This is a genomic window from Oscillatoria sp. CS-180 (assembly GCF_028330965.1).
Classification (GTDB): domain Bacteria; phylum Cyanobacteriota; class Cyanobacteriia; order Phormidesmidales; family Phormidesmidaceae; genus Halomicronema.
The window spans coordinates 108,777-130,872 of record NZ_JAQMUB010000083.1 but is presented as its reverse complement, the minus strand read 5'-3'; the positions used below and the strand labels follow the sequence as shown (position 1 = coordinate 130,872).

Annotated in this window: 18 protein-coding genes; 12 read left to right on the top strand and 6 right to left on the bottom strand. The window is 48.2% G+C overall.

Going from position 1 to position 22,096, the window contains the following annotated elements; all coding sequences use genetic code 11:
- Positions 1-43 precede the first annotated feature (43 nt).
- Positions 44-1,633, top strand: coding sequence for a bifunctional pantoate--beta-alanine ligase/(d)CMP kinase (locus tag PN498_RS20915; RefSeq protein ID WP_272065347.1), 1,590 nt, complete (start codon positions 44-46; stop codon positions 1,631-1,633).
- Here the strand turns inward: PN498_RS20915 and gloB are convergent.
- On the bottom strand, positions 1,624-2,397 hold the full coding sequence (gene gloB, locus PN498_RS20910) for a hydroxyacylglutathione hydrolase (RefSeq protein WP_272065346.1): 774 nt from the start codon (positions 2,395-2,397) through the stop codon (positions 1,624-1,626). The genes PN498_RS20915 and gloB overlap by 10 nt on opposite strands.
- Before the next feature lie 426 nt (positions 2,398-2,823).
- Here gloB and PN498_RS20905 point away from each other — a divergent pair, with 426 nt between their 5' ends.
- On the top strand, positions 2,824-3,027 hold the full coding sequence (locus tag PN498_RS20905) for a hypothetical protein (RefSeq protein WP_272065345.1): 204 nt from the start codon (positions 2,824-2,826) through the stop codon (positions 3,025-3,027).
- Positions 3,028-3,138: 111 nt separating this feature from the next.
- Complete coding sequence (locus tag PN498_RS20900) at positions 3,139-3,723, top strand: DinB family protein (protein ID WP_272065344.1); 585 nt, start codon at positions 3,139-3,141, stop codon at positions 3,721-3,723.
- Positions 3,724-3,780: 57 nt separating this feature from the next.
- Here the strand turns inward: PN498_RS20900 and mutS are convergent, their stop codons facing one another.
- Positions 3,781-6,462 (bottom strand): DNA mismatch repair protein MutS, encoded by a 2,682-nt coding sequence (gene mutS, locus PN498_RS20895; RefSeq protein WP_272065343.1) that lies wholly within the window; start codon positions 6,460-6,462, stop codon positions 3,781-3,783.
- Positions 6,463-6,661: 199 nt separating this feature from the next.
- Between mutS and PN498_RS20890 the strand changes: the two genes are divergently transcribed.
- The gene (locus tag PN498_RS20890; protein ID WP_272065342.1) at positions 6,662-8,146 is read left to right on the top strand and encodes a glycosyl hydrolase family 57; all 1,485 of its coding nucleotides are present in this window, start codon (positions 6,662-6,664) and stop codon (positions 8,144-8,146) included.
- 9 nt (positions 8,147-8,155) lie between these two features.
- Here the strand turns inward: PN498_RS20890 and PN498_RS20885 are convergent, their stop codons facing one another.
- Positions 8,156-8,524: a hypothetical protein gene (locus tag PN498_RS20885; protein ID WP_272065341.1), complete on the bottom strand. Its 369-nt coding sequence runs from the start codon at positions 8,522-8,524 to the stop codon at positions 8,156-8,158.
- 328 nt (positions 8,525-8,852) lie between these two features.
- On the opposite strand from PN498_RS20885, the gene PN498_RS20880 reads away from it, so the two are divergent.
- Positions 8,853-9,782 carry an alpha/beta fold hydrolase gene (locus PN498_RS20880; protein ID WP_272065340.1) on the top strand — a complete coding sequence of 310 codons (930 nt, stop codon included), beginning with the start codon at positions 8,853-8,855 and terminating at the stop codon, positions 9,780-9,782.
- Between the two features lie 45 nt (positions 9,783-9,827).
- Here PN498_RS20880 and PN498_RS20875 read toward each other — a convergent pair whose 3' ends face one another.
- From PN498_RS20875 to PN498_RS20865, 3 genes are all read right to left on the bottom strand, one after another.
- Positions 9,828-10,058 (bottom strand): hypothetical protein, encoded by a 231-nt coding sequence (locus PN498_RS20875; RefSeq protein WP_272065339.1) that lies wholly within the window; start codon positions 10,056-10,058, stop codon positions 9,828-9,830.
- 208 nt (positions 10,059-10,266) lie between these two features.
- On the bottom strand, positions 10,267-10,575 hold the full coding sequence (locus tag PN498_RS20870) for an NfeD family protein (RefSeq protein ID WP_272065338.1): 309 nt from the start codon (positions 10,573-10,575) through the stop codon (positions 10,267-10,269).
- 558 nt (positions 10,576-11,133) lie between these two features.
- Entirely contained in the window at positions 11,134-11,349 is a 216-nt protein-coding gene (locus PN498_RS20865) for a hypothetical protein (protein ID WP_272065337.1), read from the bottom strand.
- Between the two features lie 988 nt (positions 11,350-12,337).
- Between PN498_RS20865 and PN498_RS20860 the strand changes: the two genes are divergently transcribed.
- The 7 genes from PN498_RS20860 to PN498_RS20830 all read left to right on the top strand — a co-directional run bounded on the left by PN498_RS20860 (position 12,338) and on the right by PN498_RS20830 (position 22,091).
- On the top strand, positions 12,338-12,952 hold the full coding sequence (locus PN498_RS20860; RefSeq protein WP_272065336.1) for a late competence development ComFB family protein: 615 nt from the start codon (positions 12,338-12,340) through the stop codon (positions 12,950-12,952).
- Positions 12,953-13,346: 394 nt separating this feature from the next.
- On the top strand, positions 13,347-15,383 hold the full coding sequence (gene bchD / locus PN498_RS20855) for a magnesium chelatase ATPase subunit D (RefSeq protein ID WP_272065335.1): 2,037 nt from the start codon (positions 13,347-13,349) through the stop codon (positions 15,381-15,383).
- 394 nt (positions 15,384-15,777) lie between these two features.
- Entirely contained in the window at positions 15,778-16,266 is a 489-nt protein-coding gene (locus PN498_RS20850) for a hypothetical protein (RefSeq protein ID WP_272065334.1), read from the top strand.
- 425 nt (positions 16,267-16,691) lie between these two features.
- Entirely contained in the window at positions 16,692-17,606 is a 915-nt protein-coding gene (locus PN498_RS20845; protein ID WP_272065333.1) for a DUF1206 domain-containing protein, read from the top strand.
- A gap of 233 nt (positions 17,607-17,839) precedes the next feature.
- Positions 17,840-18,664 carry a hypothetical protein gene (locus PN498_RS20840; RefSeq protein ID WP_272065332.1) on the top strand — a complete coding sequence of 275 codons (825 nt, stop codon included), beginning with the start codon at positions 17,840-17,842 and terminating at the stop codon, positions 18,662-18,664.
- 614 nt (positions 18,665-19,278) lie between these two features.
- Entirely contained in the window at positions 19,279-21,015 is a 1,737-nt protein-coding gene (locus tag PN498_RS20835; RefSeq protein ID WP_272065331.1) for an adenylate/guanylate cyclase domain-containing protein, read from the top strand.
- 83 nt (positions 21,016-21,098) lie between these two features.
- Complete coding sequence (locus PN498_RS20830) at positions 21,099-22,091, top strand: pentapeptide repeat-containing protein (protein ID WP_272065330.1); 993 nt, start codon at positions 21,099-21,101, stop codon at positions 22,089-22,091.
- The last annotated feature ends 5 nt before the right edge of the window (positions 22,092-22,096 follow it).

Genomic DNA, 22,096 nt, shown 5'->3' with positions numbered 1-22,096 from the left:
ACGACAGCTCTGTTAACCAACAAACATTTAGGGGTGAATATCGGTGAAAGTCCTCAAGACAATTGAAGGATTAAGGAGTTGTTTGGCAATTTGGCGTCAACCTTCTGCTGACGACTATCCCGCGATCGCGTCAATAGGACTGGTGCCCACGATGGGTGCATTACATGCAGGCCATATGAGCTTGATTCATCGTGCTCGCCAGGAGAACGATCGCATTGTTGTGAGCATCTTCGTCAATCCACTACAGTTTGGTCCAACAGAAGACTTAGAGGCCTACCCTCGCATGCTGGACAACGATCTAGCACAATGCGAAGCCGCCAGTGTGGATGCCATCTTCTGCCCACTACCCCACACTCTATATCCCCAATCACCTAATCAGTCACCGCCTTTTCTCATGACACAGGTCATTCCCGTTGCTGACATGATGCGCTCACTGTGTGGTGCCTATCGTCCAGGCCATTTTTCAGGCGTGACAACAGTTGTTGCCAAACTGTTTAACTTAGTTGCGCCAGAACGCGCCTATTTCGGGCAGAAAGATGCACAACAGCTAGCGATTATCAAGCAGATGGTCCGTGATCTCAACTGGCCTGTCACCGTTGTGGGATGCCCCATTATCCGAGAGGCTGACGGTCTGGCTCATAGCTCACGTAATCGATACCTATCTCAGCAGGATCGCCAGCACGCCAACGTTTTATATCAAAGTCTAAACGCCGCCAAAACTGCCTTTATGGAGGGTGAAAAACAAGGTCAGGCGCTTATCAACATAGTCAAGGAAACCCTCAGCCCAGTGCCATCTTTGCGGGTGCAATACATTGAGCTTGTCCATCCAGAAACCCTAGAACCTGTGGAACATATTGAAACTGTTGGATTGTTGGCGATCGCCGCCTACTTAGGCGACACTCGCTTGATTGATAATGTCCTGCTGCGATCGCGACGCCCCATTGTCGCGATTGATGGTCCAGCAGGGGCCGGGAAATCAACCGTTGCCCGTCTAGTCGCCGATAAGTTGGGTCTCATGTACTTAGACAGTGGAGCCATGTATCGAGCCATCACGTGGAAAGTGTTGGAATCCAATGTTGACCCAGCGGACGAGATCGCTGTTGCAGAAATTTTGGCAGACTGCCAGATCCGTCTGGCAACTGAGCCTGCAACTCAGAGCAACGTTGGCATTACTCGCGTTTGGGTCAATGATCAGGATGTTACTCATGCCATTCGCAGCCCCGACGTCACAGGACATGTCTCGACAGTGGCCGCTCAACCCGTCGTCCGAGAAGTCCTTCTCAAACAGCAGCAGGCTTATGGTGAGCAAGGAGGAGTCGTTATGGAAGGACGCGATATCGGCACTCAGGTCTTTCCGTTTGCCGAGTTGAAAGTCTTCTTGACGGCCTCAGTCCATGAACGTGCTCGCCGACGTCAGAAAGACATGGCAGCCCAAAATCAACCGCCCATGAGTTTGGAAGCGCTTCAGCACGCCATCGATGAGCGCGATCACAAAGACAGCACCCGTACCGTTGCACCCCTACGTCAAGCCAAAGATGCCGTCGAGCTGTTTACAGACGGACTATCTATTGAAGCAGTTGTTGAGAAAATCGTAGGGCTTTATCGCCAACGGTTAGAGGATGATCAAAACTGATCTTTCATACCGCGAACGCGGGCAAAAGCACGGACTGGATCAGTACTCCCAGCAGCTGCTTGGATAGCAGTCACATCCCATCGGAGAAACGGATTCGTTGCTTTTTCGATCCCCAACTCTGATGGGATCGTTGCTTCATGGCGCATACGAGCAGTTTGGACTTGAGTCAGACGGTTTTTGAGGACAGTATTGTCCGCATCAACCGTCATTGCAAATTTCAAATTATTAAGGGTGTACTCGTGGGCACACCAAATGCGCGTGGTGTCAGGCAGCGATCGCAGCTTACTCAGAGAGGCCACCATCTGTTGTGGGGTGCCTTCAAATAAACGACCACAGCCCCCTGCAAACAGAGTATCGCCGCAAAACAGCTCTCCCCATTCTGCCTCTCGCCTAGGCGGAAAGTAGTAAGCAATGTGAGCACGTGTATGTCCTGGAACAAAATAGACCCTCGCCTCGCGTTCAGCAAAAGTCACCGTGTCACCTTCGGATAGATAGACTTGTTGACCTGGAATCCGGCCTCTGTCTTCAGCCCCCCCATAAACAGTCGTGCCAGGAAATCGCTGCACCAGCAGGCGATTTCCCCCGACATGATCCCCGTGGTGATGAGTGTTGAAAATCGCAGTCAGTGTGGCATCCAGAGCAGTCAGCTTTTCAAGAACAGGGACAGCTTCAGCGGGATCAACAACCGCAGCAGTTTTCGTCGTGGGATCATGCAGCAGAAAAATGTAGTTGTCGGACAGGACTGGTAAGCGGTAAATCTCCATAAAAAATCAGATTAGAGCATCGAAGGTCCTTGTTTAGTCTAAAGACTATGCAGAGCAATGTCCGACATCTGTGCCCTGAAAAGATCCGACCAACCTTCAGGACAATCTCAGACATTGGACAAGAAAACTTCACAAACATCAAGCGCCTATTTATACCTAGGTTGGATTATGTGAAAGCGCTTAGAAGCTCGTGTAAAGCATTGGTGTAATCAGTGACTCTTCTGATCGCAGTTCTGAAGGAAGTTCTTAGCCTATACATAGGCACGAAATAGATGAAACACAATCCAGACAATTGAAGCGTTTGCAGGCCATCAGCACCGAATTCATCAAGCGACACGGTCTGAGTTTCTGAGTTAAAGCCCATTTGTTCTCAAACATCTCTATGCATTCAAAATCACCTCATCATCTGAAAGGGTAAGTCGAGTTATGGTTTCCGCCGCACAAGAGCCTTACGGAATTCAAGCATTAGTGCAGAAAGCTGTTCGAGCAAAACAGCTGAGCCGTCAGGAACACTTAAAGCTGACGACAGCCATGCTGTCTGATCCCAAGATGGCCTCAGCTGATCGCTTTCACATCAATCGCCTTTTGGACTATGTTCGCGCCGGCAAAATTCGCCTTACTGATGAGTAGTTGCTCAATTCGAGATTTGTGAAACAACTATGCAATGAAATGGTCTTGCGCTAACCCAATCAAAACAGGATTATGAGCGTATAAGTTGTAAGGTCATGCCAACGATTTGCTATGGATCCTTTAGCACACCATTTCCTGACATTGGCATACAACAATGCTTGGGCAAATCATCGCTTATTAAAAGTTTGTAGTCGATTGAGTCAAAATGACTTTTCCGCAATAAGAACTAGCTTTTTTCCATCCATTAGTGCAACGCTGAATCACATATTGACTGTAGATTGGTTTTACATCGATGCTTTGGAGCGAAGCATCAGGGGTGAACCCATCAATCACCAAGCTTGGAAATTTTTTGAAGCCGATGAACCCTACAAAACGTGTGATGCACTCAAGGCTCAGCAGCGCAAAACGGATCAACGGCTAATCGCAGTTTGCCAAACTCTTGATGCCAAGCTCTTGAAAAACTCTGTAGACATTTCACGTCACGACGCCGTACAAACAGAACAAATGTCACGTCTGCTCACACATCTTTTTCAGCATCAAATTCATCATCGTGGACAAGTTCACGCAATGCTGGCGGGGACACCAGTGTCGCCGCCCCAACTTGATGAATTTTTCTGTGCAGACGAAGCTGCGTTAAGGGCGGATGACTTTCAAGAGTTAGGGTTTTCTGAACAGACAATATGGGCGAGTCAATAGCTGTGCAGCACTTTTCAAAGCAGGCGTTCCAGGGCTGGTAGCTGGCAATAGTCATTTCTAACAGCCAAAAATATCGAGCTGCTCTGCGGGATCCTCTTGAACGCTGCGACGTTTGCGCCTGCGTCCGTTGCTGTCGAATTGTGCGCCTTTCCGCAGACCAACCGCAATTTTGCTGTGCTTCTCGATCTGGGTCATCACTTCCCGCGCCCGCTGAATGACCGTCGGGGGCAATCCGGCCAGACGCCCTGCTTCGATGCCATAGGACCGGTCCGCTCCACCCGGACGCACCTGATGCAAGAACACAATTTGGTCAGGCATTTCTTTAACCGTGACCTGATAGTTGGCGACGTTTTCTAAGATGGCGGCTAACTCATTTAGCTCATGGTAATGAGTGGCAAAAATGGTCCGTGCACGGACCTCACTGGCGAGATATTCCGCCACTGACCAGGCAATCGACAGACCATCAAAGGTTGCTGTACCACGACCAATTTCGTCTAGCAGGACGAGGGAGCGATCGCTCGCATGGTTCAAAATGTTAGCCGTTTCGTTCATCTCCACCATGAACGTTGACTGCCCCGTTGCGAGGTCATCAACGGCACCAACCCGAGTAAAAATGCGATCGCAAATACCCAATCTCGCTGCTTCAGCAGGCACAAAGCTACCCACCTGAGCTATCAGCTGGATAAGACCGACCTGTCGCAGATAGCAACTTTTGCCGCTGGCATTCGGCCCAGTCAGAATAATCAGGTCAGGGTGAGAAGACGAGGCAATTGAGAGATGGGGGGATGACTCGCCCAATCCCGTTGAATTAGGAACGAAAAATCCGGCAGGTAACAACTGCTCAACTACGGGATGGCGTCCTTGAGTAATGGCAATCTCTCGGCTATCGGCAATATCAGGACAGCAATAGCCCTGATAAATCGCCACTTCAGTGAGTCCGGCCAGAACATCGGCAGCAGCAACTGCCTGAGCGACCTTGCGAATCAAGTCTGCATGGTGTCCCACCAATTCCCGCAGCTGCTGGAAGATCTCATACTCCAAACTGTGAATCTGATCTTGGGTTGTGAAGACACGGGCTTCCCGTTCTTTCAGTTCTGGGGTGATATAGCGCTCTTCATTCGTCAGGGTTTGCTTACGGATGTAGTCTTCAGGAGCCTGGCTAGCTTTGCTTCGCGAAATACTAATGTAATAACCAAATGCCTTGTTGAAACCCACCTTCAAATTTGAGATACCTGTGCGGTCTCGTTCAGACGGTTCCAAGCCCGCAATCCAATCCTGATCGCCTTTGATCTGAGCGCGGAGATCGTCCAATTCGGAATTAACACCGGGACGAATTAAATTGCCTTCGGTGAGGTAAAGAGGCGGATTTTCGACTAGGTGCGATCGCAACGTATCTCCTAGCTGCTCTAGGTCTGGCGGAACATATTGCAGCGCTCTTAAATAAGAAGACTTAGCCGACTCAACCAGTGCAGCCAGAACGGGTAAACGAGCAAAGGAATCAGCCAAAGCTACAAGGTCACGTCCGTTCGCGGTTCCTGAACCCGCTCGACCCGCTAACCGCTCCAAATCATAAATCTGCTTAAGCTGCTGTTGCAGTGATGTTCGCAGAGACCCCTGCTCGACCAGCTCCTGAATAGTAGATTGACGGTCTTGAATCTTCTCAACCGACAGTAGTGGCTGTAGGAGCCAGCGGCGAAGTGCCCGCCCGCCCATAGCCGTTACAGTCCGATCTAACGCCCATAATAACGAACCGTTGTAGGTACCATCCCGTGACGTCTGGGTAATTTCAAGATTACGTCGAGTCTGATGATCCAGCACCAAAAAATCACTTAATACATAGGTGCTCAGGAGTTGTAGAGGAACAGGATTCTCTTTTTGTGTCTCTTCTAAATATTCCAACAGTCCTCCAGCCGCACGGACAGCTAGGGGCAGATGATCGCAGCCAATCCCCTCAAGCGATCGCAATCGAAACGTTTGTAGTAATCGCTGTTTGGCTTCGGTATGCGAGAAGGCTCCTTGCGATCGCAAGGTATAGCAGAACTGTCGCGGCAAGCAATCTGGCAGCTGATCCGTTGCTTCTCCCGGACGCAGCATCACACGCAGATCAGGGGCATCGGTTGGCAGCAAAGTCTCCGATGGCTGCAATCGCATGAGCTCCTGAGTGACCTGCTCCAAGTCATGGTGTTGAGTGGTAAAAAACTCTCCTGTTGAAACATCAGCATAGGCCAATCCCCAATGATCTCCCGAGAGGACCACAGCTGCCAGAAAATTGTTCTGGCGGGCACTGAGCATCCCCTCTTCCAGCACTGTGCCAGGGGTCACCACGCGCGTTACTTCTCGCTTGACGAGTCCTTGAGCCAGCGCTGGATCTTCAACTTGGTCACAAATGGCGATCGCATATCCCTTTTCAACCAGCTGAGCACAATAACGCTCCAGGGCGTGGTGAGGAATACCCGACATAGGGACTCGTCCTACCGCTTTTCCCGCTTCTTTACTGGTCAGAACCAGCTCCAACTCACGGGCGATGGTGATGCCATCCTCAAAAAAAGTTTCAAAGAAATCGCCCACTCGGTATAGCAGGAGCGCGTGGGGATACTCCGCCTTGACTTGAACATAGTGACGCATCATCGGTGACAAGTCGTCACAATTGACGTCTTTACAATTGGCGTAACGAACCGTGTGCTTTGCTAAACGTTCTGGAACACCATGATTAACGTCTTTCTCAACGGGCGCAGTCATAACCTTCATCAGGATGCACAAATATTCCTACTGATTGTAAGGCTGACTTTTCGTCCGTGTGAAATCTCTGCCATTTCGCAACAAAAACCGAAATCATAGGCGACTTCACAAGTGTTAAAGATTATTTATCAATTGCATAAATGCAACTAAATTCGTATCTCATGGTGCGACACTGAAGGAAAGTTTATGCCTCTAAATCATGGTTGCCACTGTTCCTCATTCCATCTTGGACCGTTTACCCTCTCTCATTGATGGAATGCCTCCCCTCGCGGGTTGGGAAAATCGCATTCAATCTGCAACCAATACTTCTCGTCCTGTCTTTATAGAGCAGACTAACTTACGACTATCCGATTTCTCGGCAGGGTTCGCGATCGCCCTTCACATGCATCAGCCAACCATTCCAGCCGGAGCAGACGGTCAGCTCATCAGCAACCTTCAGTATATGTTTGACCATCCCTATGAGGGAGACAATCATAACGCCGGTCCGTTCGCTTACTGCTACGCCCGCATGGGGGATTTTATTCCTGAATTAGTCGAACAGGGATGTAATCCCCGCATTATGCTCGATTATTCAGGCACGCTGCTGTGGGGATTGCAGCAGATGAATCGCCACGACATTCTCGATAAATTACGCCGCATTGCCTGCGACTCTAAATATCAGCCTTATGTAGAGTGGCTGGGTACCCTCTGGGGTCACGCGGTCGTTCCTTCGACGCCAATTCCTGACATCAAGCTTCACATTCGGGCTTGGCAGCACCACTTTGCAGCGCTATTTGGCTGGGAAGCCCTCTCACGGGTACGCGGCTTCTCCCCGCCTGAAATGCATTTGCCCAATCATCCTGATACTCTTTATGCCTTTGTTAAAGCGCTTTTGGACTGTGGCTACCAGTGGCTATTAGTGCAAGAGCACACAATTGAGACTTTAGAAGGACGCGGTGTTCAACAGCCCCATTTACCCCATCGTTTGGTAGCTCGAAATACGCAGGGCGACGTTGCAGAAATCACCGTCTTAATCAAAACTCAAGGCTCAGACACCAAGCTTGTGGGCCAGATGCAGCCTTTTGCAGAAGCCAAAACGCTTCAACCAGTGGCATTGGGTCAAAACCACATCCCCCCGCTCGTCACCCAGATCAGTGATGGTGAAAATGGGGGCGTCATGATGAACGAATTTCCGGGAATGTTCAAGCGCTCTTGGCATGAGATGAGGCAGCACGATAGTGGACAGGTTGGGACTGTTGGCTGCTTAGGCACTGAATATTTAGAGCTATTAGCCGAAGCTGGCGTTACTCCAGCTGATTTCCCCACCTGTCAAGCCATTGGACAACACCGTCTTTGGCAGCAGGTCGGCGATCGCATCAGCCCTGATACCGTTGATAGAGCGATCGCTGAGCTGAAGCAGGCTGATCAGAGCTTTCATATGGAAGGCTCTTCCTGGACTAATGATCGCAGCTGGGTCGAGGGCTACAGTAACGTTATGCAGCCCCTGCAACAACTTAGTGCTCGGTTCCATCAAGCCGTACGAGAAAACAAGTTCAACGACCCTAGATCAGCGTCCTATCATCAGGCCCTGCTACATCTTTTGCTACTTGAGACGAGCTGTTTTCGGTACTGGGGACAGGGCGCATGGACCGAATATGCACAAACTATCCATCGACGAGGGTTATCTGCCCTGACGATGGCTTAGGGCGTTTGCCTACAAAGTTCCTGCTGTCGGTTCCACACCCCCCAATTCTTGCAAAGCAAACTGCAAGAACTGCGTTGCCACTTCAGCATTTTCGTTGTGGGCTGAAAAAATTAAAACCATGCTCGATTCTTCGCCACCGCTGTAGCAAAGAATGCGGAATACCCCATCGTCAAAATAGCCAGTGCGATCGATGTCGCCAGCATCAGTGGGAACATCAAGCTCGCCAATGAAGCTATCAGCCCGACTTAAGCACTCGTCCTGACTAACGCCCTCTAACCACTGGTCACCGCTAGCGATCTCGGGACGAGCAGCGGCAGGTAGACTCAGGATGGTCAAACCTAAACTTGCAAAACTAACCGAAAGGAATCGTAAAAGCATCAGATTGATTACACACCAGTAAGCAGGGTTGTCAACAAAAAGCCCAGAAACGCCTCTTCAAAAAACGTTTCGCAGGCGTTCGCGATCGGTATTCATTTTTACAAAGCAACCTGCTCTGAAGATAGACTGTGACTACTCGAAACTCACCCTATCTAGATTTTGTATCATAGGCTCTGTAGTTTACCGACTGACTTTCATTGAATCAGGAAACTTTATCAACGAGGACAACTCAAACACCCAAATTCCACTGATCGCTCATGAACGCTTTAAAATTCACATACAGTCCTTGATGAGCGATTCAATCGCATCATACCGACCACAGTTTGCTATGTTTATTGCCCCTGGATTCGAGCAAAGATCGACCACAACACATCTGGGCGCGATCGCCTATGCCGCCCCTCAACCGGAATTTTGGCCTGTCGCTACCCAACCGGATCAGACTCTTCTCTTCCTGCATGGCTTTGGTGGAGGATCATCGTCCTATGAGTGGTCGCAGGTCTATCCAGCCTTTGCGACGGACTACCGAGTTTTGGCACCAGATCTACCCGGCTGGGGACGCTCAGATCATCTGGAGCAGGCTTATACAATTCAAGACTATGAAGATGCAATTATTAAAATTCTGCAAGCCTTAGCTCCTCAAGGGGCGGTCATTGTCGCTTCAGCTCTAACGGCAGCTATCACAGTACGAGTCGCTGTTAACCATCCCGAACTGATTCAAAGACTCATTCTAGTAACACCCGCTGGACTTTCAGATTTTGGCAAGGATTTTCGGCAGGGACTCCTGCCACAAGTCCTACAGATTCCTTGGTTAGACAAAGTGCTTTATCAAACGGCGATCGCGACGGCAGCAGGGATACAACGCTTTCTAACCGAAAGGCAATTTGCCAATGCCGACCTTGTCACCCCCGAAATGGTAGCCGCCTATCTTAAATCTGCCACTCAACCCAATGCTGAATATGCGGCCCTATCCTTTGTCCGAGGTGACTTGTGTTTTGATCTTGCTGAATGGATACCGCAGTTAACGATTCCCACAGTCATGCTTTGGGGACAGGCAGCTCAATTCACTGAAGTTGCTTTAGGTGAACGCCTTGCAGCATTGAATTCGCAAGCAATCAAGCACTTTGAGGTGATCAACAACGTTGGGCTGACACCTCAGTTGGAACAGCCCGGTCCTACCACTGCGCTTATTCGCAAGGCACTTGATATTCTTGACTCCTGCGAGTCAGCATTAACTATGAGCAACGTTAGCGATCGCTAAGAATTGCGATCTGCAAGCTTCTTAGCCTGAAATCCATCGTATTAGCTATTCAAGCGATTCAAACAGTCCAGCGAGCACAAGCATCCCTAAGAGGCAAATCGCTAACCGCAAGAAAAACGGAACGACAACATCAATGACAGCTTCCACCTGCACCAATGCCCCAAAAGGCGCTAGAAAAAGGCAGGCACAGATGAAGCACATCACTAAAATAGCTAGGAGCTTGAGACCTTCGCAGGCGATACGGAATAAAAAGTTATGACGATGAGGACGTCTCATATTTCTACGGGAGAACGGATAAACAATTAAGGGAAAAAAGGGCAATCAGCGCCTGAAATCCCCATGCAGAAATGTATGGGGATCTGGAGGAATTGAATTCAGGCGGATGATTTCAATGAGTTCAAGTCACAAGTCAAAGCGTTTACAAACACCTGCTAGTTTTCTGAACATCAGCAGCTGAATGATCACCTTTGACCTGTGAATGCTGCTATTGGGCAATTTCAAACTGCATGGGTTCAACCACTAAAATATTGCTACCGTGGCGACCAATCACGTGGACTGACGTACCTGCGGGCAGCGTATAGGAGCGTTCAGTTAAGGCTCTCCAGCGAGTCCCGTGAAATTTGACACGACCCATGCCATCGGGAGCGATCGCTTGAGTAACGACTGCTTCTATTTCTGCAATATCTGTCCATAGCGGCTGAACTTCTGATATTTGAAACTTGTCATCAACTGACGGTTCAAAACCAACTAAATCAGCATTAGGAGTATCTAACAGGGCTTTAAACACATTCATCGTGTTTTCTCCTGATCATCGAATGATGTACTTGAGAGAGGTTCACAAACTGCACCCGTCTTTGCTTGAAAGCTCACTGAAGATTAACTTGGAGCTATCAGTTCTGAGTCAAAGGAAGGAGTCATTAATAAATCACCTCCCTTCTATAAGTTAGTGTCATGAACAGAGGGATTCGTGACAGCTAATCTTAGCGAATTCACCCAAGAATCACGACAAAGACATCTGGTCTAATCGATCAAAGTCTGTAATTTCAGAAACAGCTAGCAGGCTGAAACTTTGACAGAGAAAGCGATAGACAAAGAAGGATTTGAGCAGTTCTATTGCCTCTTTAAAACAGTTCTCAATATAGATTCGAGAAACTTAAGAAGCCCGGAATGCAATTGACCTATTCTCAATTGAACAATCGAAAATAGGTGACAAGCAGCCCTAGATATCCGAAGCTGACACTCAAGTGGGTGTCTGCAAACGCTCTAAGCAATGAGCATTAAGCAGTTTGCAGACAAGGCAGAAACAGTAGTTATCATGGCCTGTTTAGGCTCGCTTTGAAGAAGAACTTGCCTACAAAATCAGAACTGCCGCTATTAGAAAACCAGCGATCGCAGACACCAGCTCACCGATGCCGCCTTTGTTTTTGCGCAGAGATCCAGGACTCAAATTTCGTTCGAAGTCACAGCTTAGGCATCGATACACGCCAACTTGGTCGCTTACAACGGTGTGCTTACCGCACTTTGGACATTCAATTGAAGGGGAAAGATTCAGGATAGGTGATGACATTGCTTTAGGGGGGTTAACTACGTCGCACCAGAAAACTCTGATTACGCTTTAAGCATGTCTGATCAACTAAGGTGAGTCGATAGGGAAATCTTCAGGAAAGTTCTGATCAAACTCAGGAACTTTTTGAACCTGTCAGATTGAAGGGCAAGAGAAGGATTGAAGAGAACATCACTTCAGACTGTTGTTTTCTTCATTGCCAGTCCACACAAATTTATTCGGTGCAGCTACAACCAACGTTTGCATATCTAGAAACAGACGCTACCTCTAGTGACTTTGCAGTCATCCGACAATTAAAATCCATAAACAAGAAGCTGCTCGCTGAAATCATTCAAGCGAAATTGAGAGACAGTAATTCAACTAATAATTAATTTGTTTTGATTTTCTAAAAAAGCAAAATATAGGTTCAAATTTACTTTTCAAAATCAGACTTTTAGTGAAAAAAATAATTAAGTCCAAGGGCATAGTTCAAGGGCGTAGTCAGATGTAAGCATTTGAAATTCATCGTGAATCAAGATTGATCTAGATGAGTAATCTAACCCTTTGCTATTTGCCGAGACATTGAAGCTTCTCTGTTCTGGCAAAAGCTGGCATGCAGCAAGCATCAAGATCACAGCCGTTGTGCTTGCCAGAGCAGTTCAGGAAAGCGTGGAATAGTCACATCTGCAAAAATCAGGGAAAAGGCTAATGTGTTGAGGGAAAAGCCTGAGTCAGGAAGCTATTGTAATTCATACTTTTTGCCAACAAATACCGATGGTTCATCTGCGCTCTCAGAAACTCCTTCAAAAATCTGGCCTCATTTATCAAGAATCTATGAACGCATCGGCCTTTTCCCTGATATTCAGTCTGGTGTAATGTATGTTTATAAATATCTTCACAAAACAATCTCACTGGTTCTGAACGATTGGTTAGTCCGTTTGTATGGTTCTGTTTCTAGGACTTGTAAAGGACTATTTCTCATATCAAGACAACCTAACTACGCGAGTCAGGCATGAACGAAGCGAATCTACCCCATGGCGAATGCAGTTACGTCAATGTTATGGAGAGCCTTGTCACTCATGAGGTAACTCAGCAATTTAGAGCCATACCCACACGAGTTCGTCGGTATCTGAAGGCAGAGGAAGTCGTAACTTATGCGCTCAACCGCCTTCCAGCTCTATATGCCTCTAGCAAGAAAGGGTGGCAGTATCAGCAAAGACTCGCTAAGCAGGACCTTCATCGCAAAATTAAAGAGGTTGTGCGGCAAGCAATCATGGCCGTTCAAATCGACCCAATACGGATTTCACAGCCCATTGAGACGGCCCATGAACGACGCAGCGAGGCCGTTTTGCAAGCGCTGCGCGATTTGTTCAACACGCCTGACTTAGATTGGGATGCCGCCCTTGCAAAATTAACCGAGTTGCAGAGTCAGCCATCGGTTATGCAACAAACAAACGCTCAAACTCTTCAGGCTTGGCAGCCGCAAAATCCAGGCGGGCAGGTTGCGTGGACTCACCGTCGCCGTCCCAGGCCTTCTCCCAACAGCTCGTCTCAAGAAAGCGTCACAAAAACCAGCGGCAAAACACAGCAGGCTTATGGTTGGGATAACGTGATGTATCGCCTCTAATTCTTGCTGGTTGACATTTTCTAAGATGGTCACCCATTGAAACAATAGATGGCCTGCTCCAACGACCATTGAGTCTAAGTAGGTACAGATGATTGATTCGAGGTAAGCATAACTCAGAACAAGGGTTCTGTTCATTTCCACCTCGGTTTACTTACCCCAGGCGACTTAGCTAATTATTCAGGTGACTTAAAAGAATGATGGTGTAGCTAGTCTTAAATAACCTCCTTGAGCGTGCCTATAGGCCCTACATTCCTGCTAATCTGAAAAGCGCCATAGTCGGGAAAACCAGACTGGGGAATAACTCAAGAGCGCGATCGCTTCTTTGCCTGGGTTCTGATCAGTACACAGACGAAGATAGTTCAGCGAATCGCAATCGTGCCAAAAGGAAGGGTAGATGCTGACGGTAGACCGCCTAGACATACCAACCGTATATCCATTAACTGCTGTAGTCGATCAAGAGGCCATTAAACTGGCGCTTCTGCTTGCAGCGGTGGACCCCGGATTAGGCGGTGTCGTGATTGCAGGACGACGCGGCACGGCTAAGTCTGTTATGGCACGCGCCATCCATCAACTCTTGCCTCCCATTGAAGTGATTGAAGGATCTTGCTGCAATGCTGATCCGGACAATCCTTGTTCTTGGGACGATGCAACACTCGAACGCTTAGGGGGATTGGAAGCAACATCACTCCCTACACAAGTGATTCCCGCGCCGTTTGTGCAGATTCCGCTAGGTGTAACTGAGGACCGTTTACTAGGGTCGGTGGACGTTGCAAAATCCATTCAGGCCGGGGAAACCGTTTTTCAACCAGGCTTGCTCGCAAACGCCAACCGAGGCGTTTTATATATTGACGAAATTAATCTATTAGATGATCAAACCGGAAACCTTTTATTGTCGGCTTTGACAGAGCAGCAGAACCAGATTGAGCGGGAAGGCATTAGCTTTCAACATCCATGCGCTCCCTTATTAATTGCCACTTATAACCCAGAAGAAGGCCCTCTACGGGATCACTTACTTGATCGAATTGCGATCGCGCTTTCTGCCGATCAACCCCTCACCTTGGAAAACAGAGTTGCAGTCGTTGACCAAACTGCAAGTTTTGCAAGCGATCCCGAGACCTTCATTGCAGACTACGCCGAAGAAATTGATGCCCTCAAGACTCAGATTATTCTGGCCCGTGAGTGGCTGAAAGAAGTGAATATCACACGCGAACAGATCGCGTATTTAGTCACCGAAGCTTTAAGAGGAGGCGTACAAGGGCATCGAGCCGAATTATTTGCAGTCCGAGTCGCCAAGGCGCATGCCGCTTTAGAGGGACGAGCTACCGTTACCGCCGAAGATCTGCGAATTGCTGTCGAGCTTGTGATTCTACCCCGAGCCGTTCAGATGCCTCCTCCTGAAGACGAACAGCCACCACCACCGCCACCCCCTCAAAACAATGAGGAAGATCAGTCAGATGAAGGCGAAGATGACACGGATCAGGATGATAACGACGACGATAACGACGATGAGCAGACTGACGAACCCCCACCAAGTCTGCCCGAGGAATTCGTTTTTGACCCCGAAGGTATTGTGCTAGATCCATCGCTGCTGTTATTCGCCCAAAGCATGACTCAGCAGGGTAAATCGGGGAGTCAGAGTTTGGTGATCTCGGAGGATAGAGGCCGATACATCAAACCCATGTTGCCGAAAGGCCCTGTGCGCCGAATTGCAGTAGATGCCACACTGCGAGCAGCCGCTCCTTATCAAAAAGCCCGGAGAGCCAAGGAACCTCATCGCAAAGTTGTTGTTGAGCAAAGCGACATCCGCGCCAAGAAATTAGCCCGCCGTGCCGGATCGCTCATTGTTTTCGTGGTCGATGCATCGGGATCCATGGCTCTGAATCGGATGCAATCTGCCAAGGGTGCGGTCATGCAGCTGTTAACCGATGCCTACCAGAATCGTGACGAAGTAGCCCTCATCCCCTTTCGAGGTGAGCAAGCTGAAGTGCTGCTTCCTCCGACTCGCTCGATCGCGATGGCCCGTCGGCGATTAGAGCGCATGCCCTGCGGCGGGGGATCACCGCTCGCTCACGGTCTTACTCAAGCGGTTCGCATTGGTGCCAATGCTCAACAGTCGGGCGATATTGGCAACGTCGTGATTGTTGCTATCACTGATGGACGAGGCAATATTCCCTTAGCTCGATCGTTAGGTGAGACAATCGACGCCGAAGAGAAACCTGATATCAAGCAGGAACTCTTGGAGATTGCTGGTCGCATTCGGGCCACCGGATTTCAGCTGCTAGTGATTGATACCGAGCGCAAGTTCGTTTCGACAGGATTTGGTAAGGAGCTGGCTAAAAATGCTGGAGGCAAATATTACCAGTTACCGAAAGCGACCGACCAGGCGATCGCCTCAATGGCTCGAAGTGCCATTGCAGATATCAAAAGTTAAACCAGATGGTGAGCCATCTTGGCCTAACGAAATTCGCAATGGTTATACCTCACTACCATCACCTTTTCCCCCTTCTGAAGGGTCGTCATGTCTGATGTTTGAAAGATGATATCTCAGGAAATTCACGCAAATCTGTAATCAGAAGGTTATAGAAGTCTTGAGTAGTTAGGACTCATGCAGAACGTGTGTCAGTGAAGTAGTGAAGTGAATAACGCTTGTCTTGCGTCGGTCCTCAAGTTTAAAGCTCACTTGTGTAAGTCCTGATAGCGGTTGAGGGCTTAGTTTTAAGCAGTCAATAGGTCATAAGCGTAAGCCACTGGCCTTAAGTTAGTAGATTAAACAATAAAGACTTTATAGCCTTCTGTTTTTAACTTAGAAACACGGAGGAAGACTTATGATAATCAGTCAGAAAGCGATGTTGACTGTGTTGACTAGCGCACTTGCGACTACAGCCTCTCTTGCAGTCAATGTGCCTGTAAAAGCTCAGGACATTGTTAATTCGAGGCAAGAGGCGTCACCTGAGATATTGGCACAGTTTCCAGCGGTTGAAGTTCGTAAAACGCCTGATGCGTTTGTCAGCCCGATTAGGGGAGCAGTCGATATGACCTTGGTGAATGGAACACCCTCAGTTGTGTCGTTCATGATCCCAAACACAGGCCGATATGTAGCGCTTCAACCTGAAGAAGAATTTAGCCTGATGGGACTGGATTTACCCGCTCAAGTTGGCTTCAGACAACTAGATGGTGGCTTGACACGAGCAGCTGTCGTTTCTGCTCAATCTAATCAAGATATGGTGACTGTTGAGTTCTTGCCTGCTGACTCAATTTTGACTCAAATGGGAAGTATCGTCGTCAGCGAATCTGGCTCTGTTTATCTTGACTAGAGTTGAGCGTCTAAGCCAAGTTGACTTTTTGATCCGAGGGATACAATCGCAAGTGTCTCTCGGTCACTGCTAGTCTCTCCAAGAATATTTATTCTGTGCAAAGCCACTGTTTTTTATAGCCGTTGCCAGCTCTGTTAGGACAAGACGGTGAGCCATTGGGCTATGAGCTGAACACCTAAACGCTGTTGCGTGCACAAGCCTAGATGGCCAAAGCGATAATATCACCCAGTCGCTACCCATTAGGGCAGATGTCTTTTTTACCGGGGTCGTAGAATATTGAGACGATAACGACTGCCATTACGTTTGTGGCGATCGCATCCTTACTTTTCTTGAACAGACAGCAGTGGTCTGTCCAGTGGTGCGAGTAGTCATTTCAAAAAGGTCAGTTATTGAAATGCTGACTAACCCTAAGCTGACCTAATTTTATGCGTCGCAGCAAATGGCCACTTCGTCGAATCCAGCAGGTGTTAATCCTTTTTCGGAATGGGCTTCACTTAGCGCTACGGAGTCGATTTGGGCGACTTTGGATGCGGATAGGCCATGCCGCTAAAGGAGCACTCTATGGCCTCATCGGCTTGCTAACTCTTCGCAGCTTAGGGAATGCTGCCCGTGAAATAGGCGGCAGTAAGGCAGTCATGGACATTTTAGATGACCGTTTTGCAGGCAGTTTTATCCTTACGTTTCTAGCCTTTGGACTATTAGGGTATGTCCTATGGAGAATCGTTCAAGCTGTGTTAGATCCTAGTCATGACGACAGCCTTAGTCTTCACAGTCTTGTGCAGCGGTTGGGATATTTGTGCAGTGGTTTAACGTATCTAGGTGTGGCTTATACCGCAGGTCAAGTTGCCATTGGATTAGCTATCGATTTTGATGACACGGTAGAGGACGCGACCGCAGTGCTGTTTGACTGGCCCATTGGTCCGTGGGTAGTTTTGATAGCGGGTTTATTCGTTATTGGCATTGGCTGCGCCTATATTTATGGCGCATTTTCAGGCAGTTTTATCAGCCGCTTTCAAACAGAATTCCATCGTACGGTTAAACAATGGACAGTGCTGCTTGGCAAAATAGGGTTCACGGCCCGAGGTGTAGGGTTTATTCTGGTTGGCTCTTACCTGGTTCTAGCGGCCTTTCATATCGAGAATAATCTTGCTGGAGGCTTGGGAGAAACCCTTGCTCAATTAGGCGAACAAAGATTTGGAGCACTCTGGCTCAGTGCGATCGCCCTTGGATTTATCGCCTACGCTACCTACATGGTGATATCCGCGTTCTATCGAAAATTCCCTCAGCATCATTCTAAAAACACTAAGAAAGCGGCCAAAATACGTCTTTCGGATAGGTAAATAGAAAGCTGAATCCTGTGTCTGGCAGAGGCTACAGGCTCTCTGCTCTCAGTAAAATTGGTGGGAATAAAGTTGAGCTTTCCATGGCGTAGACGTGGGTCATGGGAGGAAATAGCCCATAGCACAAGTCAGCAATCACACCTCTAACCAAAGAGCAAGGCTGTTCTAGTGCTTAGTCAGGGATGAGAAATCTATTTGGGCTGTGACTTTAATGAAGTAATTAGGAGTTTTAGATGAGTATTGACAAGAGTAACAGAGGTTTTTTGTCAAAAGCGTTTAAGTTAACTGGAGCAGTCGCGCTGCTGACGGCGTCTGTCGTCTTGCCAGCCTGCAGCAACTCCACCGAAGTCGCTGAAGACCCTATTGAAGCTGCAGAAGAAAACAATGTGACGGCTGAAGAAGTCACGGGTAGCGTAGAGGACTATATTGGTCAAACCGTTACCGTTCGCGAAGAAGCTGAGGAACTAGTTGGCGAATACGCTTTCTTGCTAGATGAAGATCAGCTGTTTGGTGGTGAAAGGATTCTAGTCATCAATGCATCAGGCGAAGGTTTGACGTTGGTTGAAGGCGAGGGTACAGACGTTCAAGTAACGGGTGAAGTCAGAGAATTTGTTCTAGCTGATGTAGAGCAGGAGTATGATCTAGAACTAGAGCCAGACCTCTTTGGCGATTATGAAGAACAGCCTGTTATCATCGCTCAATCTCTAGCACTAGCACCTGATCCCGACGACATTAATGAGCGCCCTGAGGACTACTATGGTAAGCGAATTGCTGTTGAAGGAGAAGTCGATCTTGTGATGTCTGACAACGTCATCACTTTGGATGAAGAGGTTCTCTTTGGGGAAGAAGATTTGCTCGTTGTCAGCCCCGACACTGCGATCGCTTATCCTCAAGGCGAAGAAGTTGTTGTCACGGGTACTCTCCGTCCCTTTGTCTATGCAGAATTTGACAGAGACTATGAGTTAACGTGGGATATTGAACTGCAGCAGGAAGTCGAAGCAGAGTATGAAAGCCGGCCAGTATTTGTTGCGGATGAAATTTATCCCTCTGCTCTATAAAGCTGAATTTCGATACAGCTTCCGTCATCCATTACTTGATTTAAGGAGCACTAATCAGATCTATATTTAGATTTTAGGGTGCAGCAAAAGGCTCGGCAGATCGCCGGGCCTTTTGCATAGTTGCCCAATAAACATTGGGAATCACAAAAATGCGTGATTTTGATCACTTTTTTCCACCCCTAAGTCCATATCCCTCACGCATCTCCGTATAGTAATCAAAACCATCAAAATAAAGTGGCCGTTTTCTGCTTGCCGTAGCCAGGAAACGCATACTATCTTTTTAGAACCATCGCATCTTACCGGATGTAGTCAGCAGTCCTTGGATAGATCTGCATTGACACATCGAATATCTCAGTCCATAGTTTGGTGGAGACAGGGCTTATTGGTAGCTCAATATAGGCTGTTTTAATCAGCCGTTTTCCATAGACAATCTTTAAGAAAAAGGGTAGACGTATCAGACTTTCAAGAAGTTCAGCGATCCTCCGTGGTGATTCTTGGAAATGTACACGTCTACACCCTTATGGACTTCCGTAAAATTGCTTGCTGTGTTGATGTCCAAATCGGGCAAGATAAAAGCGACGTCCTGAGTTTCTTGTCGTCAGCGTCTGAATAATATGAAGTTAAGCAGTGCCCAATCCGCTACTGAAAGAGCCTTGGCTGCCATCGTATTAACCGATGCAGTTAGCTTCAGCGCTCGTATGTCAGTTGATGAGGAAGGCACGCTTGCACTCATCCAGAGAGATCTCAACTTAATTAGTGAGTTGTGTGCTCGCTATGGGGGACAGGTCTTAAAGTCCACTGGTGACGGTCTCCTGATGTCTTTCTACAGTGCTGTACAAGCTGTTTTGTGTAGCAAAGAGATCCAAAAGCAATTAGCAAAACTTGCTGAAGGGCTACCGTTAGAAGAATACCTTCAACATCGCATCGGTATTCATCTAGGCGATGTCCTCTTCAGTCATGAAGACGTTCTAGGCAATGGTGTCAACATTGCAGCACGGCTACAAACGAAATCTGCACCAGGCGGTATCTGCATTTCTCAGACGGTGTACGACGTTGTGAAAGCTCGCGTCGACATTAATGTGACTCCTTTAGGGCCGTTGAAGTTAAAAAACATTCAAGAGCGTGTCACAGCCTTTCAAATTCCGCCCTTTGGGCAATCTGCCACGATGGTTGTCTCTGAATCATCGGCTCAGGCCGGGGGCATTCCTCAGTCACCACTCGCGATCGCCACTCAAGCTTTAGAACAAGATTCTCAAATCCGTCGCATTAAAAAGCTGATTTTCGGTACCTATCAGGGTGTATGGGAAAACGATCCCAAAGTTCTAGCTCAGTTTGAACTGCTGTCTCTCCTCGAAAAGCTACACCAGCGACACCATACGCTGATTTCTCTAGAGAAAGCCTTGCAGGCAATGGCTTCTCGGTTGAACCATAAAGAAGTGTACCTAGCGGTGACCGATACCATCCTGGTTGCACTGGAACCTGTCTACTACGAGGCAGAGGACGCTGCCAGCGATTCTGAAAAAACATCGACGGCTCAAATGCGTGAATATTATCGAGAAGTCGCTCACAATCTTTCGCGACATGCTGATCGCCTACGGATCAAGAAACTTTTATATGCGTTGGTCCACACAGTATGGGAAAACGATCCCGCCACGCTGTCACTCCACACATTAGATGATCTAGTCGCTGATGTGCATCAGATCGCCCCTACTGAAGCTGACCTGACTTACCATTTGGAACGCATTGTCAAGCGTTTGAATCGGCAAAATCGCTACACCCAGCTGGCTTTAATGATCTCAGAGGCGTTTCATCCCCTCTATGGCACCTCCATCGGCTTTTCGGATAAACCACAAGAAGAAACGTCGTTGGATGTTTCTGACGGCAGCCAAACAATGATGATGGGAGATGAAACCTCATTTAGCGAAGAGAATCCTACCTCACTGACTCGGTGGGAACAGGTAGAGCTTTCTTTGGAAAATACGGATGCTCAAACTGACGATCAGCGTCCGGCTGACGGCAATAGCGATACCGCTTCGGCACCCACCAAGTCCCGCGATCGCGCCAATCTATTCGACTTGCGGTTGGAAATTATGCGCTACACCAATCCGCTGCGGGCTAAGATTCTTCTGCTTTCGACCGTACGTAGCCCTTTCGCTTCTACCCCACAGGACTGGATCACACTCAAATCAAAATCATTAGATGACCTCGTTCAAGACACTTTCCAATATTGCAAAACCTTTGCAGACCTAGAGAGTAAGCTGACAATTATGTGTCATTGCGTCGATAATGTTGGTGAAAATATTCAAACAGCAGGTGCTATCTTGCAAGCGATGAAACCGTTTTATCCTTAGGTGACTGCTTATTCCTTTCCAATTAGCAATCAGTTCCTTTGCTCCTCGCCTTAGCCCATTGCGGCTCTATTGGCCCCACCCCCATGAATCCTCAAGATCTTCTGAACCGCTATGCTTCTGGTGAAACCAACTTCAAAGGTGCTGTTCTTATTGGTATTGATCTTTCTAAATCAGATCTAATCGGCATCAATTTGCAGTTTGCAGATATGGAGAATGCCGATTTGACACTCGCTTATCTAACCCGGGTTAATTTTCAACAGTCAAATCTCTCTAAGGCACAGCTGGCAGGGGCCAATCTAAATCAGGCTAATTTAACCAAAGCAAACCTTAGTGACGCCAATCTTCACGGCGCTAGTTTGCAAGGAACAGATTTGAGGAGTGCTAATTTGACGTTGGCAGACCTGATGGACGCCAATTTATTAGAAGCGGATTTGAGAAATGCCGACCTCAGCGGAGCCAACTTAGCGGGAGCATGTCTGCGAGGAGCCAATCTACGGCAGGAAGACCGCAAATATGTGGCCAATTTGCGAGGAGCCAATTTGCGAGAAGCGGATTTGGAAGGCGCTAATCTACGCGGCGCGAACCTAGCCTATGTCGACCTCAGTGCTGCAAACCTAGCAAACGTGAGCTTCCAAGGTGCTGATTTGCATGGCGCCAATTTAGACAGTGCTTGCCTCAAAAATGCCAACTTGAGCGACGCACTGATGTCTGAAACCAACTTGCAACAAACCGACCTCACTAGCGCGCTGGCTAACCGAGTTGATTTATCCGGTGCCAATCTCGATAAGGCGAATATGCACGATATTCGTCTTTCGGGTGCCGTGTTATCTCATACGTCCATGCAGGATACGGTTCTGACCCGGGCCAACCTGAACTTGTCAGATCTCAGCCGAGCAGAACTGACCCGAGCCAATCTCAAAGCCGCTACTTTAATCGAAGCCTATTTAGGTCGGGCTAACTTGACTGAAACTGACCTCACAGATGCCGTTTTAACCCGAGCAGAGCTGAGCAGCGCCACATTCGTCGACACGATTCTCAAAGGCACCACTATGCCAGACGGCAGTATCCATCGTTGACAGCA